This window comes from Shewanella sp. WE21, from assembly GCF_002966515.1.
Taxonomy (GTDB): Bacteria; Pseudomonadota; Gammaproteobacteria; order Enterobacterales; family Shewanellaceae; genus Shewanella; species Shewanella oncorhynchi.
The window spans coordinates 806,448-822,445 of record NZ_CP023019.1 but is presented as its reverse complement, the minus strand read 5'-3'; the positions used below and the strand labels follow the sequence as shown (position 1 = coordinate 822,445).

Here is a 15,998-nt window from a genome sequence, read left to right as displayed (position 1 = left end):
AGGCAGTAAGGCTATGTCATTGAAGGAACCAAAACCAAGAGATAATAATAATGAAATTCAACAAACTCGTGATTGCTATGGGAATGGCCTGCGGTGTAATACTGACCGGCTGTAACGATAGCGAAGATAGCACTACGCCTACCGAACCTGAAACTCAACTGCAAACTTTTGCCCCCAATGGTTTACTCAAAGCCAGTATTCGCCGTACGACCTATGGCGTGCCGCATATCCAAGCTGACAACTTAGAAAGTTTAGGTTTTGGCAGCGGTTATGCGCAGGCACAGGACAACTTATGTGTATTAGCCGATGGTTTTATCAAGGCGAACTCACAGCGTTCTATGTACTTTGGTCCCCATGCGTCGATTGACTTCACTACGGGTCAACCTACGGCGGAAGATAACGGTAACCTTATCTCAGATTTTGCCTATAAAGCGCTAAAGATCAGAGCGCAAGCCGAAGAAAAATGGCCGAAATTTAGTGAAAACTCTCGGGCACTTATCCAAGGTTTTACCTCTGGTTATAACCAATATCTTGCTGATGTCGAAGCAGGCACACAAACGGCAGAACCTTTCTGTGGCGGTCAGCCTTGGGTGAAACCCATAGTGCCAGAAGATGTGGTGACTTATTTGTTTTCTATCGCCTTATTACCGGGCGCAGCTAACTTTCTCGATCTGATTTTTTACGCTAACCCAGGAGATGCACAGGAATACATGCCGCGTATCGTTGGGCCTGCGCCTAGCCAAGACCAAACTGCGTTTGTGGCCGATATGCAGTCTAAGTTGATTGCCCGCGCGGCTCGTATCACGACACCAGAGACCAATCCCCGCGATTTAGGTTCAAATGGTTGGGGTTTAGGCAAGGATAAAACCGAAAATGGTAAGGGCATGGTGCTAGGTAATCCGCATTTCCCGCATACGGGTAACCTGCGTTTTTGGCAATCCCATATTACGATCCCAGGGCATTTAGATATGATGGGCGGCTCGTTAGTGGGTATGCCAGGACCGATTAATATTGGTTTCAATAAAGATCTCGCTTGGACTCATACCTTCTCTACTGCTGAGCATTTTGTGATGTATAACCTTGAGTTAGTCTCTGGTGATCGGATGCAGTATTTGTTTGATGGTAAACCTATGCCGATCACCAAAGAGACAGTATCGGTTCTAGTGAATGCAGGTCCTGCGGGCATGCTGATCGCCGAGAAAGATATTTATACTACGGCCAAAGGCCCTATGGTCGAAGCTCCTCCCGCTTTAGCGCCTTTCGGTTGGGATGATGGCAGTGCCTTTATGATCCAAGATGCCAATATGGGGACTATGGACCCTGTTGACCATTGGTTAGCCATGAACATGGCGACGAACAAAGAAGAGTTCCAACAGGCATTTAAGGACTACGATGGTGTCATCTTCAATAACACTATGTACGCAGATAAAGAGGGCAATGCTTTCTATATCGACGACTCAACTGTGCCAGGATTATCCGAATCGGCAGTCGTGTTGTTAAAAACCTCACCGGATATTAAAGCGGCTAAGGCAAAAGCCGGATTTACGATTTTACCCGGTAACACTTCACTGTTTAGCTTCGATGCTCCTACGCCCTATGAGCGTGCGCCCAAGCTTGAGCGCAGCGACTTTGTGCAAAACTCCAATGACTCCTTTTGGTCGACCAACTTGAATGAACCGCTGACTTACTTCTCGCCTATGTACGGCGCAGAGGCCGGACAGCTATCACTACGTACACGGATGGGCTTGAGTTTAATGCAGGATGCCGCGGGGGCTGATGGCAAGTTCAGCTTGGAAGAACTCGAAGCGGCTGTGCTGTCGAATCGCAGTTATCTCGCCGAGTTAGTGCTGCCTGACTTGATTGCCCAGTGTGATGCCCAAGGCAGTACACCTGTGGTGGTGTCGGCGAGTTTATCTAAGGATATCTCTTCGGCTTGTGCGGCATTAAAGGCGTGGAACGGTAAGCAAGATAACGACTGTAAAGGTGGTGCTTTACTACGTGAATTTGCCCATCTATTCAGCCAAACAACCATGTTGACTCAAGGATTCGATCCCGCTAATGCGGCAACGACACCTAAAACCTTGACTACGGATGGCAGTGCCTTAAAGGCCTTGGCTCACAGTGCGCTTAACCTTGAGGCCGCAGGCTTTGCCTTAGATGCGCCATTAGGGGATGTGCAATTTGTGGAGAAATCTCTGCCAGATGGAACGCCAAGCGGGTCGCGTTTACCTTGGCCGGGTAGTCATAATGCTGAAGGTGGATTCAACGTGTTTTCAACCAGTTTGTCGGGTGATGACACTTTGATCCCGCAGCACAAATATGCAGCTGCGATGGATGTGGTCACTGGCAAGGCAATGAGTTCTGGCTTAACGGCGAAAGGGTATCAAGTGCGTTATGGTTCAAGTTGGATGATGGCGGTGAACTTTACCGACGAGGGGCCTGTGGCGCGGGGGATTTTAACTTACTCTGAGTCGAGTAATATCTTAACGCCTGCGTTTGCCGATCAAAGTATCTTGTACTCGAGTGCTAAAAGCTTCCGTCCTTTGTTGTTCAAAGAGGCTGACATAGCCCCAGCTGTAGTGTCGACAACTGAGCTGACACTACAAAAACCATAAGTTAGATTTTGCGCTTTAATCGTTAGCGGCTCACTTCGGAGTTGAATCCGGATGAGCCGTTTTTTATGCGTGTTTGCGACTGATAGCGATTTGTAAAAATTTAACATTAACGACTGTGATCTCGATCTACCTTAGGTGCGAGTGTGTAGTGGCGCGTCTCGTTTTGTTGATTTTTGTGACATATGCCCGGTTAGCTGTTTTTCTCGGCGCTTATGCAATGTCACTGGATTTAGCTTGAGGTGAATATCTTGTATTTTTAAGTGGCTTTTTATGTATATGTTTTGATGCTGCATTGAAAACTTATTACATTAAATCAGCGATCTAGATCTCAATATCAGTTTATTATGAAATTCCCTTACATAAAGCCGTGTCAGATCAACTTTTATGGGCTTTTTTTGGTTATCCTTAGCGCGAATTTATTATGCTAGTCACACCGTAAGGTAACTTTTATATGCAAAAAGATGCGACCAGTGTTCTTGGAACACCTCAAAGCACACAGAATCTAGATTCAACGAAACACTTACCTTGGACTCGCCAAGACACGACTTGGATGTTGAGTTTGTTCGGCACTGCCGTTGGCGCTGGAATTTTATTTTTACCTATCAATGCGGGCATGGGCGGCTTTTGGCCTCTTGTGTTAATGGCAGTGATCATCGGTCCTATGACCTATCTTGCCCACCGTGGTTTATCTCGTTTTGTTTGTTCATCAAGCATTCCTGGTAGCGACATTACTCAAGTAGTTGAAGAGCATTTTGGTGTTGGTGCGGGTAAAGCCATTACCGTACTGTATTTCTTTGCTATCTACCCGATTGTATTAATTTACGGTGTGGGTATTACCAACACTGTTGATAGTTTTATCGTCAATCAGTTAGGCATGGCATCGCCACCACGCTTCATTCTATCGGGTGTATTGATCCTCGGTATGATGGCTGTCATGGTCGCAGGTGAGAAATTCATGCTCAAAGTGACACAATTGCTGGTGTATCCGCTGGTGGGTATTTTGGCCTTTATGTCTATCTACCTGATCCCAGAATGGAAAATGGATGCTTTACTCGTTGTACCAGAAGCGGGTGCATTTTTAGGCACAGTTTGGTTAACGATTCCAGTTTTAGTGTTTGCCTTTAACCATTCTCCAGCGATTTCACAGTTTTCTGTGTCATTGAAACGTGACCATGGCGCGAATGCTTCTCGCAAAGCTGATGTTATTTTACGTAATACTTCCATGATGTTAGTGGGCTTTGTGATGTTGTTTGTGTTCTCTTGTGTGCTGTCATTATCGCCAGCACAATTGGCCGAAGCGAAAGCTCAGAATCTACCGATTTTGTCTTATCTCGCCAACGTGCATTCAAGTGGTTTTGTGAGCTACTTTGGTCCATTAATCGCCTTTATCGCGATTGTGTCTTCTTTCTTTGGCCATTACATGGGCGCGACAGAAGGCATGAAGGGGATTATTGTTAAGCAGTTAGACACGAATAAAAAAGGCATTTCAGAGCAAAAAATCAACAAATTTATTCTGGTGTTTATGTTTGTGACGATTTGGGCCGTGGCAATCAAAAACCCAAGTATTTTGAATATGATTGAAGCTTTAGGTGGCCCAATTATCGCGGCTATCCTGTACTTGATGCCTATGTACGCTGTATACAAAGTGCCAGCATTAAAAGCGCACCGTGGTCGCATCAGCAATATCTTCGTGGTTATAGCGGGTTTATTGGCAATGACGGCTATTCTGTTTGGCTTCTTTCGTTAAGTTTTAATCTTAGTAGGAACGCGGTTTGAATGTGAATCGTGAGTCGTAAAAAGAAAAGGATCGTGCCATTGGCCCGATCCTTTTTTATTACGTATAAGATTTGAATCGCTTATTTTTCTTCGTACATTAAGTAGTAACTCTGCTTCATCCCTAACGCTTGATAGGTCTGCTGTGCGGCGAGGTTTTCTTGTTCTACATATAAACGGAAGCTTGCGGCACCACCATTGGCTTCGGCCAGTTGTTTGACTTCGCTGTAGAGTTTGGCATAGATGCCTTGGCGACGATTTTTCGGGCGAATATACACACTCTGGATCCAGTAATAATCCTTCGCACGCCAATCGCTCCATTCAAATGTCACCATGAGCGAGCCGACTAGCTCACCTGCGATTTCAGCGACCAGGTAAAACCCTTTTTGCGGGCTCTCAAGTAGCGTGCCCACACCTCGAGTCAGTGTCGCTTCATCTAAGGCTAGGCCTTCGGTTTCTTGGGCCATGGCCTGATTAAACTGCACTAAGGCGATTAGGTCTTGAGCCTTAGCTTTACGAATCAACATACTACAACTCCTAGGCGGTTATTTGGCAATACCGCTCTTGTTTAGTAAACAACATTTTGTGATTCACTTTATCATGGAACGACGAGGGATAACGAGTTTGGCAGTGGCAGGCTAGGCACTGATATTATTTATTACTGCGGATATTTGTACGACTAAAGTCTTATCTGCTAGGCTTATCTTTAGTGTCCTTTCGCTGAACTAAGTGAGTTAATGATGGGATTTATTAAGTCTACTCGCCGCTATAAACTTAAAATTTTACCCGTCTATGATATTGCTGCTGATGAACAGATAAATCATCTTCTGCATTTTATTTTAACGCTGTTGAGCTTCGGTTTATGGGGTTTAGTTTGGTGGTGGTTGGTCTTAAAAGCTAACGGTAAGTCCGACTTTATTTTCAGTGGTTTTGATGACGATTATTGGAGTTATTTGATTGAGCGTGAGCAACCGCCTGCGTCGCTTTATCGTCAGCAAATAGCACCAAAAAAAGTCACAGAATATTTTGATGCTTAAGCAGGAAAACTAACATCTCAGCGGCCAATTTAACAAAGTTGGTTTGGTTAATATTACTGATTTTAAGGCGGTTTAGCTCAACGTGACCCAGATCATCCCTCGATTAAAACCCCTCTGCTAGACTCGGCGATTGCCCCATTTAGACTGAGAAACTAGCGCGCTAGTTTTGGTCTTTGCCCCATCATAGTTTCGAATTCAAGGTTATCAATATGACAAAACAAAAGTCGTCAGCATTAGGCCGTGTTTGGTCTCGCTGGATGTCAGTGCCGCTGTGGCTGCAAATTGTTATCGGTATGGTGCTAGGTATTTTAGTGGGCATCATCTTTGGCGAGCAAGCGACTCACTTAAAGCCGATAGGCACCTTGTTTGTTAATTCCATTAAGATGCTGATTGTGCCATTGGTGTTTTGCTCACTGATTGTGGGCGTTACTTCGATGCAAGATACGAACAAGATGGGGCGTATTGGTTTTAAATCTTTTGCATTTTATCTCTTTACCACGGCTATCGCGATCACTATCGGTTTAATTGTCGGTTATGTTCTTCAACCCGGTGCTGGTTTAGGTTTGTCATTGGCAGAAGGCGCGACTCAAACTGCCAAAGAAATACCTTCTTTAGTCGATACTTTGATCGACATAGTGCCGACGAACCCTATTGCGGCTTTAGCAAGCGGACAAATTTTGCAAGTTATAGTATTTGCGATTGTTTTAGGTATCGCCTTAGTGCTGATTGGCGAGCATGGCAAACCTGCAATTAAAGTGTTCGAAAGTTTAGCTGAGGCCATGTATAAAATGGCCGACATGGTGATGAAGCTCGCACCCTACGGTGTATTTGGGCTAATGGCTTGGGTAGCGGGGGAGTATGGGATTGATATGCTCTGGCCACTGATCAAAGTTATTATTGCTGTGTATCTTGGCTGTATTATTCATGTGCTTGGATTCTATAGTTTTTTACTGCGCGGATTTGCAAAGTTAAGCCCGCTGCAGTTTTTTAAAGGGATTAGCAATGCCATGTTAGTGGCGTTTACCACATCGAGCTCTGCGGGCACGCTCCCTGTGAGTATGAAGTGTGCGAGTGAAAATTTGGGGGTTCATAAGAAAATCTCTAGCTTCGTATTACCGCTAGGCACAACAATCAATATGGATGGCACAGCATTATACCAAGGGGTCACAGTGCTGTTTGTGGCACAGGCGTTTGGTATCGACCTGACTGTCGTCGATTATCTCACCATTATTTTAACGGCGACGTTGGCCTCTATTGGTACTGCGGGTGTGCCCGGTGCGGGTTTAGTGATGTTGACTTTAGTACTCACAACCGTAGGGCTTCCCTTAGAAGGGGTGGCATTGATTGCGGGAATTGACCGTATTTTAGATATGGTGCGTACTGTGGTAAACGTCTCCGGTGACTTAGTGGCGACGACTGTCATTGCAAAGTCTGAAGATGAGTTGGATATGGCGCATTATAATGCCGACATAGATCAAAGCGCCGTAATAGCCGAACAGAATATCGCCCTCGAAATTGCAGCGGCTAAGAGTGTCAAAGCATAGGGACCTTTTATTGCTGGTTCGTTAACTAAAAAACCGCCATTGGCGGTTTTTTTATGCTGACAAGTTTTATGGTTACTTCATTTGGCTTAACACTAACACTGGCTTGTCGTCGCTGTTAAGTAAGGTAAGTCGGCCTTGCACTAATTTTGCTTTGGTAACTAATGGCATAGCTTGCATCACTTTGTGCTCTTGCTGCATTAGGGCATCCACACAGGCTTTCATTGTGCTACCGGCAGGAGATAGCTTAAGCTCTTCGCCTTGCTGAGTATATTGACCGAAAAAGTTATTGCAGCTGTTGTTGCCGTGTAATTTACCTTCTGCCTCAAAGGTGATTTGCGCTGGGCTGTAATCGATAGTCGGTTGGCCTTGAACCATTTCAATGTGCCAGCGGCCTTCTAATGGAATGGTATCATTTGGGGCTATATCGGTACTTTGGCAGGCTGTGATGCCTAAGAGTAATGCACCTAAGATGAATGTTTGTTTTAACATCGTTGCGGTTCCTTTTTCCATGATTATGGCCATAGTGTGACAAGTTTTTCGTAAGATCTAAAGGGGTTTATATGACAGGCTCATTTAAAAGTACTCTGAATTTGTTGAAGTTTTTACATTGGTTAGGTGTATTGATGCTAGTTTGTGGACTTGGGTTTTATATGTTGACGCAATGGAGTCTAGAGATAAGCGGCATGTTATTGATCTCAAGTCTGATTGGTTTAGGGTTGGTCTTAATGTCACCCTATCCTGTGGTGCTGTTTATCCAATGGGCGAAGCGCCAAGATGAGCATTCCAAGTAATTTTGTATTGCCTAATTAAGCCTAAATTTCATTAAATCAAAGCTCTGCCGAATCTGCGGCGGGATTATCGTACAAGCTTGAGTCAATGGCGGGTTCTACTGGCGTGTCTGCGGCTTGTGGTACAGGTGGGCGCATTGAATCGAGTTTACTCCGTGCGAGTTCCATCATAGGTGCAAGTTTAGCGCTGGATTCTGGGGTAAAAAAACTGTAACTCACATCGAGTTTTAGCTGATGGTTTTGTTGTTCTAGCTGTTTTTCCACCCGCTTCATAATATGTAGAACATCCCGTTCACCATCCACAAAAGCAAGTACCACAAATTGAGTGCTGTTGTAATGGGCGGCAACGTCAGCGGTTCTTATCGTATCTTGGATCAACTTGCCTAACAGCCTGTGGTGATTATCTTCGAGGGGGATGGGCGTGTTATCCGGACTCAGTAATTCAAAGAAGATGATGCCTGCATGGGCACCAAAGCGGCGGCCTAAATTGAGCTGTCTTGGCGCCATCATCAAGAAGCCGTAATGGTTGAGCATGCCGGTTTCTTGATCGCGCATCGAAAGGGATTCAATGCGATGGTTCTGGCACAGCAGAGATAATTCCTGCTGCAGCAATATCTGAAACGGTTCGAGCATAGCGGCATTGGCTAGCGGGTCTGCCATATGTGGGTTGAGTACGCACAGGGCGCCAAATTGGCTACCATCCGGCCAAGCGATAGGACGTGAGAGAATGTGCTGAATGCCATCAAAATCCCGTGGTAAATCATCCAACATAAAGCTGCCGAGGTTTTGATATAAACCGTCGGGTTGGCTATTTTGTATCTGTTTAAAAAGTTCGAGTTCTGCGGAGTACAAAGTGCCCGCGGTAAATTGTGGTGTTTCAGTGATTGCACTGACAATGATCTCAAATCCTGCGCTGGTCTTTTGGAATATAAAAACCGTGTTAGCGTTGTAATAGCTGTTGATTAGCTCACATTGGTGCATCCAGCGAGTAAGATTCACTTGTTGATTGTCGCTATCAAGTAAACTCAAGTTGGGATTAATGGTTTCTGGCAACATACAAACGCCTAACTATGGCTAAATATCCATTAAGTTTGGGAAATAAAAGGATATTTAGCAAATCAAAGCCCTAAATATTGCCTTGTTCTTGCTGTGCCTATTAACCCAACCGAGTATACTGGCGGGCCGAAATTGGGGCCAAAGCCGAAATAATGCTGTGAGAATACTGTGAAAATTAGACTAGCCTTACCTCAAGATGTTGATTTATTAGCGATGCTAGAGAAAAAACATCTTAATGATGAATTAGCTTCCGCCAGTATGGGGTTACAAGGGCAAGCTTTTTCCCACAGTGAATTGAGCGAATTAGTGCAGCACCATTGGGTCGTGGTGGCGCAGGTTGAGCAGCAGATCGTCGGTTATGTGATTGCAGGCCGTTGGGGATTTTTCGAACATTGGTCCATTTACCGCACTTTGTTGAATCGTTTAGGGCAACTCGATTGGGATGGACCTAAATTAACTAAGGTCAATTCTTGCCAATACGGGCCGATATGGGTGCAGCAAGCCTACCGTGGGCAAGGGATTTTCGAGGCATTAGTCCGTGAAATTCGTCGCCAAGTTGCTCCGCATTTTAGCTATATGCTGACCTTTATTGCTGAAGATAATGAACGTTCCTTTGCCGCTCACTCTGGTAAAGCGCACATGCAGGTGGTGGATTTTTTCACCGTTTCGGCAAGGGATTATTATTTAATGGCGGCAAAGACCCAAGCTTAGTTGTTCGACGATAAGAATTAAGGGTTAAATCTCTACTGATATCAATAACGGAGATAAATACATGCATGTGCAATTTGTTGAGTCATTATTAGCGACTTATGCCAAGGTCAATTTATCGGCTTGGGACAGCTTGAGGTTAGTCTTATCTGAATGCGCTCACCATGAGTATGAGGCGAGGGGATTTGAAGTCGAGTTTTTATCTGACTTAGGTGCATTGCAACATTATTGGGTACAAGTGGGAGATATTTGGCTCGATTGTGGCCGAATCAATGCCTATTCTGCGACGATAACGCAACTGAGCGATGCGCAAGTCAGCCGCACGAATACGAAAAAGGCGCTAGAGTGCGCTATTTTATCCCAAGAGCAGATCGGTCTACTCTGCATGCAAAATGCCCATTTCGATCATTGTTAAGTGCGCTTATTCAGCCTGTATCTCAATCGTTTTTTGATTAATATTTCTTCATTAGAAAGTAGCGCTCAGGGGTTGTGGTGACTATGCCTATGATCTCAAAACCTTGTTTCTCATAGAATACTGGGGCTTGAATCGATAAGGTATCCACTTGGGCTACTAGGCAACCGCGTTGTTTCGCCTCTGCTTCTGCAAGTGCCATCAGTTTACGCCCAAGCCCTGCGCCTCTGGTTTGCTCATCAACCCAGACGACATTGATTAAGAAGTTTTTATAGATAGTTCGACCACCCACACCACCAATCAACTTGCCAGCTTCATCACGTGCAATGACAGTCAAAGGTACTGATTTCTCTGGTCCTAAGAGCCCAGCATTATATTGCCGAACGCCGTCTACCAGCTCATCCACAATCGCGGTATTTTCTTCACTCATAACTTCAAAGTTCATGTCAAAAACTCTTTCTGGAATGTGATTACTTTATAAACGTAAAAGGTATTTATTAAGATTTTACATCGGTTGATGAAAATTCGGGGCCAGTGTTATCTATACAAATGGCCATATTTCGTAATATAAACAGATGATACTTAGCCTATAACATTTTTCAGTGCTGATACCACTCTGAAATGGGATGAAGAATTCTCTTCGGTATAGACGATCATCAAATGATGTTCATCAATACTGCCCAATTTTAGCGCCGTAAGATTGCTGGATAAATAATGAAATTAAGTTTTTCTCCAAGCGACCCTTTCAGCACCAATAGGCTCTTTTTACCACTTGGCTAGACTCGTAGTACATCGGCATATCTTCTCACTTTATCTGCATCTTCTTGTCCGTGGCATCGTTATCCCCTTGTATTGGAAACCTGCAATTAAGCCCTGTTCGAAATAGTAAGGCATAAAATGTAACTATGGTTCAGATAACGCGATGGCTCAGATAATGCGATGGGTGGTTAAGATAAAACGGCTTAAATAAAGCTTTTAGACAAAGTGTTTACTTCTTTTAAATTCATATTTTTCAATCGATTAAATATCTTTTTTGCGGTGAATGGAGGGGTTTAGCCCCCCTTTGTCGTGTAGTTCATTCAAGCGATGAATGTAAGCAAATTACGATCAATTTCACTAAACGTAAATGTTATTTCTGTTGTATTCAACTTTTGATTGATCTCACTAATGTTAATCATTTTCATTCGCGAAATCATTTGTAGGTTACATTTGTAAACTAAGTTTACTAAACAGGAGAGGTTTATGTTATTTCGTCAAACTTGCTTGGCAGTTGCCATTACCGCTGTATTTGCGGGTAATTTTGTCCAAGCCGAAGAGGCTCCCGACAGAAAAATGGAAGTTATGGTTGTTACTGCCTCTGGATATGAACAGAAATTGGTTGATGCACCTGCCAGTATTTCTGTTATCACCCAAGAAGATTTGATGATAAAACCTTATACCACTCTCCTAGATGCAGTGCGTGACTTGGAAGGGGTTGATATTGGTGAAACCCGTGATAAAACAGGGCAAGGTACCATCAGTCTACGCGGTATGGGATCTGACTATACCTTAATCCTTGTCGATGGTAAGCGTCAGAATAACCATGGTGATATTTATCCAAACAGTTTTGGTGGCAATCAATTTGGTCATGTACCACCACTTGATGCTATTGATCGAATTGAAGTTATTCGTGGGCCAGCATCAACGTTATACGGTGCAGATGCTCTAGGTGGTGTGGTGAACATCATCACTAAAAAAGTGGGCGACGAATGGTCTGGATCTATCACTCACAGCCGAACTCATCAAACCAATGATGCCTATGGCGAAGATATCACTACCGATTTCAGCGTGATGGGTCCCCTCATTAAAGGCGTTCTTGGGTTATCTATTCATGGCAGTATTTATGATCGAATGGGGTCTACACCAGAGTATGCACCAGTAGATTATCCCAATGGAGAAGTACGCACTCGTTCACTCGGTTTTGGTGGTGGCGGTAAAACCGTCGATAACGAAAATCATATGTTAGGTGGGAGTTTAAGTTGGACGCTAAATGAACATCACAAAATTTGGTTTGATTTAGATTCCTCATCTCAAGATTATGATAATACGCCACTGATCAATGATAACGGTGAACGCGAGTATCCGCTTGGTACTGTTGATAATATCGATAGTCTCTGGATTGCCAGTAACTTCTGTAAAGGCGGCGTAGGTTCCCGTGAGGCTGCTTGTCTAGCCAGCGGTGGTGAATGGGCAAGACGATCAAATCCGCGAGCGGGTTACAGCGAGACTCAAAAATTTACCCGTGATGCTTGGGCGTTAACCCATGAAGGTGCTTGGGATTTTGGTACAAGCTTTGTGTCACTATCCTATGTAGGCACACAAAATAATGGCCGCACACTGCCATTTACCACTGCTGAACGAGTATTACTACTGCAGATGATTGATGGTAAAGGGGATTACACCGGCATGACTGAAGCCGAACGTAAAGCGATTGCTGAATCCACTTTCCTGCCTAGACCTAAACGCGAAATGGCAAGTAATCAATATACGCTTGATATGAAACTCGATATTCCATTTGAAGCTGCAGGAAATCATGTCGCAGTGACGGGGGCGCAGGTGATTCGTGGTGAGTTGAAAGACGGTGTATTTGGTATGGAAGAAGGTACGCCGGGCGCAGTACAAGAACACAATATGTGGTCTGTTTTTGCTGAAGATACATGGAGCATGACTTCTGATTTATCTGTTACTGCGGGTTTACGTCATGATGATCATGAAATATTTGGCAACCAACTCAGCCCACGTCTATACGGCGTTTACACCATTAATAATGAGTGGACTGTAAAGGGTGGGGTGAGCACAGGTTTTAAAACACCTAAAACCACACAATTGTATGATGGTGTCGTTGGCTTTGGTGGCCAAGGAACCTCACCGCAATTTGGTAACCCAGATCTCGAAGCTGAAACCAGTGTGTCCAGCGAAGTCGCCCTGTATTGGTCCCATCCAGATGGCCATAATTTTAACGTCACTATCTTTAAAAATGACTTTGACGATAAGATTGCTTCACAACCCTGTGGTAAAGGTACGAGCATAGAATGTTCCGATGCGGGTGAATATGCTGATTTAGGTTATGCAGTCAGTAGCAAAACAGTCAACATAGATAAAGTTACTATTCAAGGTGCTGAGCTCGCGGGACGTTGGGAAATTCTAGATGCCTTAACGTTAAATGCTAATTATACCTACACAGATAGCGAGCAGAAAAGCGGTGCAGAGCAAGGCCGTCCACTCGGGAACAGTGCCAAGCATATGGCAAACGCGACATTAAAATGGGAGTTGACCGACTCATTTAACGTATTCTTGACCTCAGAATACCGTGCTAAACGTTATCGCTCTTGGGATATCATTAATGATGCTGCACTCTACTATAAAGGTTATAACGTGTTCCATCTTGGTGGTTCTTATCAGGCGAGTGAGTTTGTCACCTTCAACATGCGAGTAAATAACTTGTTTGATAAAGATTTTACTTCATACGATATTGTCTTCACCGAATGTAGTGACACTAGCACCACTTGTGTCTCTGACGATAATGGCCAAAACGGATACACAGCATCTTACGTTGATGATTTTAATAACAAAGATAAGGCCCGTAACTTCTGGGTTGGTATGAATGTACGTTTCTAAACTAATACTCTGTGCATTAGTCATTATTTGATATTCATGGGCGATAGATAAAACTGAGAGTTACCCGTTTGATAAAGGTATCCACTATCAATTAAACAATAGGGTAACTCTCATTACTCATTACTCATTACTCATTACTCATTACTCAGTGCACCTGCACTGTGCTGGTGAGTCCGCACTATCGAGCCATCAATAAAGACCCATTCCGTGTCGGCCATTTTCGCTAAAGCTTTGAATAAATAGGCCTGAATGTCTTTTTAGACCATAAATAAAACCGTCTAAAGACCGTACTCCAATGGCTCAACTCTTTGGGTAAATCTTGCCAAGGGATACCTGTTAGAAGGTGGTAAAGAATGCCTTCGAATATTTGTCTATAGTTCAGGTTTATCATAAACACGGCCTGTGCTGTTCATTAAATGAAATAGCGTTTCCCTGCGTGCATTGGTTAGTATCAATCTTGGCATGCTCTCTAAAAATCATTCTCGAAAGCTCAATAGACCCTAGATGAAGTCAGAAAAATTAAAGGTGCTAGCGTATAAGCCTACAGAATCAGCCATTGTCCGTTTGGATAAGTACCAATATAACCAAAGGGTATTCTTCCACAGAGATACCAAGATAGGCGTTCACTCGTAAAGGCTGAAAGTTTAACGTCAGCTAGGAGCAGTGTTGCGAGCGTATTAGCGTCATCGGATGTCAGCGCGCATATTTCTGCAACGGGAATAATTTTCCAAGTGGAGAGGTAAGCTGACTTAGAAATTTCATCGACTTCGCTGTCAGAAATCCAAGCATGCACATCATTTACTACTGCCTTTGTTTTTAACGAATTTGCCAAGTCATGGTCTGTTACACACAGGCTTTCATAGTGGATTTCGTAAGGTGTTTCAAAAAAGGCTTCAGGATCGGATTCAAGAAAAGCGGCGATCTCCTCTAATGTACCGTATGTCTTTGCTGTTTCCTCTGGCAGACCTACGTTGGCTGCCCATGCACAAGATTGAAGTTGCTGTAATAAGATGGCGTTATCGGTCATGGGATCAGTGCACTCTAATGGTCTGTGTATATGCTGCTTTTTATCTTGCCATATTTGTCTTAGCACTATTAATCTAACTAAATGTCAGACATAAAAAAACCGCTGGATAGCGGTTTTTTTATGGGTCTTAAGTGTAAAAATTGAAATGAATTAAGACTATAGACCCGCGTCAGCGCGCAATATTTCGGCTTTATCAGTCGCTTCCCATGGGAATTCGCTGCGACCAAAGTGGCCATAAGCGGCGGTCGCTTGATAAATTGGACGTGCTAAATCTAGCATGGCCGTTAAACCGTATGGGCGCAGTTCAAAGTGTTGACGCACTAACTTGATCAGCACTTCTTCAGACACCTTACCGGTACCGAAGGTCTCGATGCTGATAGAAGTCGGCTCTGCCACACCAATAGCGTAAGACACTTGGATTTCACAGCGATCAGCAAGACCTGCTGCAACTATGTTTTTTGCCACATAACGGGCAGCATATGCCGCGCTACGATCCACTTTTGATGGATCTTTACCAGAGAATGCGCCACCACCATGACGGGCCATGCCGCCGTAGGTGTCAACGATGATCTTACGACCCGTTAAGCCGCAATCGCCTACTGGACCACCGATAACAAAACGGCCAGTTGGGTTGATAAAGAACTTAGTATCTTTGTTTAACCATTGAGCCGGTAATACTGGCTTAATGATGGTTTCCATCACGCCTTCAATTAAGTCGGCTTGTGAAACGTCATCTCTGTGTTGAGTCGATAACACAACTGCATCGATACCGACAATTTTGCCATCATCATAGGCAAAAGTGACTTGGCTTTTCGCATCTGGGCGTAACCAAGGTAGCGTGCCATTTTTACGGACTTCAGACTGACGTTTCACTAATGCGTGGGCATAGGTGATAGGTGCAGGCATCAGAATGTCGGTTTCGTTGTTGGCATAGCCAAACATTAACCCTTGATCGCCAGCACCTTGCTCTGCAGGGTCTGCGCGGTCTACACCTTGATTAATGTCGGGTGATTGCTTACCAATGGCGTTTAATACTGCGCACGAGTCTGCATCAAACCCCATATCTGAATGGGTATAACCAATTTCACGCACCGTTTTACGGGTGATTTCTTCAATATCAACCCAAGCAGAGGTAGTGACTTCACCACCCACCAATACCATGCCGGTTTTGACATAAGTTTCACACGCTACGCGTGCTTTTGGATCTTGAGCCAGAATTGCATCTAGCACAGCATCAGAAATCTGATCTGCAATCTTATCGGGATGACCTTCTGAGACCGACTCAGAAGTAAACAAGTGCTTTGCCATAGTAGGAAAATCTCGTCGTTAGCATTCAAACGTGTAGAAGCATCTACATCTAGACGGCTATTTTAGTTTAAAT

General features: G+C 44.2%; 14 protein-coding genes and 1 pseudogene. 8 read left to right on the top strand and 7 right to left on the bottom strand.

What is annotated here, in order from left to right; translation table 11 throughout:
• The first annotated feature begins 50 nt into the window (after positions 1 to 50).
• Both CKQ84_RS03430 and CKQ84_RS03425 read left to right on the top strand, forming a co-directional pair.
• Positions 51 to 2,615, top strand: a complete 2,565-nt coding sequence (locus CKQ84_RS03430) for an acylase (RefSeq protein ID WP_105250108.1) — start codon at positions 51 to 53, stop codon at positions 2,613 to 2,615.
• A 451-nt stretch (positions 2,616 to 3,066) separates the two neighbouring features.
• A complete protein-coding gene (locus tag CKQ84_RS03425) occupies positions 3,067 to 4,362 on the top strand; it encodes an aromatic amino acid transport family protein (protein WP_028761640.1) in 1,296 nt (431 codons plus the stop codon).
• 109 nt (positions 4,363 to 4,471) lie between these two features.
• Here CKQ84_RS03425 and CKQ84_RS03420 read toward each other — a convergent pair whose 3' ends face one another.
• On the bottom strand, positions 4,472 to 4,915 hold the full coding sequence (locus CKQ84_RS03420) for a GNAT family N-acetyltransferase (protein ID WP_105250107.1): 444 nt from the start codon (positions 4,913 to 4,915) through the stop codon (positions 4,472 to 4,474).
• Positions 4,916 to 5,128: 213 nt separating this feature from the next.
• On the opposite strand from CKQ84_RS03420, the gene CKQ84_RS03415 reads away from it, so the two are divergent.
• Together CKQ84_RS03415 and CKQ84_RS03410 are read left to right on the top strand one after the other, a co-directional pair.
• The gene (locus CKQ84_RS03415; protein ID WP_105250106.1) at positions 5,129 to 5,425 is read left to right on the top strand and encodes a hypothetical protein; all 297 of its coding nucleotides are present in this window, start codon (positions 5,129 to 5,131) and stop codon (positions 5,423 to 5,425) included.
• 209 nt (positions 5,426 to 5,634) lie between these two features.
• Positions 5,635 to 6,969, top strand: coding sequence for a dicarboxylate/amino acid:cation symporter (locus CKQ84_RS03410; RefSeq protein ID WP_105250105.1), 1,335 nt, complete (start codon positions 5,635 to 5,637; stop codon positions 6,967 to 6,969).
• 72 nt (positions 6,970 to 7,041) lie between these two features.
• Here the strand turns inward: CKQ84_RS03410 and CKQ84_RS03405 are convergent, their stop codons facing one another.
• On the bottom strand, positions 7,042 to 7,458 hold the full coding sequence (locus CKQ84_RS03405) for an META domain-containing protein (RefSeq protein WP_105250104.1): 417 nt from the start codon (positions 7,456 to 7,458) through the stop codon (positions 7,042 to 7,044).
• A 71-nt stretch (positions 7,459 to 7,529) separates the two neighbouring features.
• Here CKQ84_RS03405 and CKQ84_RS03400 point away from each other — a divergent pair, with 71 nt between their 5' ends.
• A complete protein-coding gene (locus CKQ84_RS03400; protein ID WP_028759411.1) occupies positions 7,530 to 7,760 on the top strand; it encodes a hypothetical protein in 231 nt (76 codons plus the stop codon).
• Between the two features lie 36 nt (positions 7,761 to 7,796).
• On the opposite strand, the gene CKQ84_RS03395 is transcribed toward CKQ84_RS03400, so the two are convergent.
• Positions 7,797 to 8,813: a GGDEF domain-containing protein gene (locus tag CKQ84_RS03395; RefSeq protein WP_105250103.1), complete on the bottom strand. Its 1,017-nt coding sequence runs from the start codon at positions 8,811 to 8,813 to the stop codon at positions 7,797 to 7,799.
• 168 nt (positions 8,814 to 8,981) lie between these two features.
• On the opposite strand from CKQ84_RS03395, the gene CKQ84_RS03390 reads away from it, so the two are divergent.
• Together CKQ84_RS03390 and CKQ84_RS03385 are read left to right on the top strand one after the other, a co-directional pair.
• Positions 8,982 to 9,524: a GNAT family N-acetyltransferase gene (locus tag CKQ84_RS03390; RefSeq protein WP_105250102.1), complete on the top strand. Its 543-nt coding sequence runs from the start codon at positions 8,982 to 8,984 to the stop codon at positions 9,522 to 9,524.
• Between the two features lie 61 nt (positions 9,525 to 9,585).
• On the top strand, positions 9,586 to 9,936 hold the full coding sequence (locus CKQ84_RS03385; RefSeq protein ID WP_105250101.1) for a hypothetical protein: 351 nt from the start codon (positions 9,586 to 9,588) through the stop codon (positions 9,934 to 9,936).
• A 37-nt stretch (positions 9,937 to 9,973) separates the two neighbouring features.
• Here CKQ84_RS03385 and CKQ84_RS03380 read toward each other — a convergent pair whose 3' ends face one another.
• Entirely contained in the window at positions 9,974 to 10,378 is a 405-nt protein-coding gene (locus tag CKQ84_RS03380; protein ID WP_105250100.1) for a GNAT family N-acetyltransferase, read from the bottom strand.
• Positions 10,379 to 11,175: 797 nt separating this feature from the next.
• On the opposite strand from CKQ84_RS03380, the gene CKQ84_RS03375 reads away from it, so the two are divergent.
• Positions 11,176 to 13,590: a TonB-dependent receptor gene (locus tag CKQ84_RS03375; RefSeq protein WP_105250099.1), complete on the top strand. Its 2,415-nt coding sequence runs from the start codon at positions 11,176 to 11,178 to the stop codon at positions 13,588 to 13,590.
• A 137-nt stretch (positions 13,591 to 13,727) separates the two neighbouring features.
• Here the strand turns inward: CKQ84_RS03375 and CKQ84_RS03370 are convergent.
• From CKQ84_RS03370 to metK, 3 genes and pseudogenes are all read right to left on the bottom strand, one after another.
• Positions 13,728 to 14,054: pseudogene (locus CKQ84_RS03370) on the bottom strand (transposase); the annotation flags it as partial.
• A gap of 77 nt (positions 14,055 to 14,131) precedes the next feature.
• Positions 14,132 to 14,617 carry a hypothetical protein gene (locus tag CKQ84_RS03365; protein WP_105252989.1) on the bottom strand — a complete coding sequence of 162 codons (486 nt, stop codon included), beginning with the start codon at positions 14,615 to 14,617 and terminating at the stop codon, positions 14,132 to 14,134.
• A 156-nt stretch (positions 14,618 to 14,773) separates the two neighbouring features.
• On the bottom strand, positions 14,774 to 15,925 hold the full coding sequence (gene metK / locus CKQ84_RS03360) for a methionine adenosyltransferase (RefSeq protein ID WP_028761631.1): 1,152 nt from the start codon (positions 15,923 to 15,925) through the stop codon (positions 14,774 to 14,776).
• Between the last annotated feature and the right edge of the window lie 73 nt (positions 15,926 to 15,998).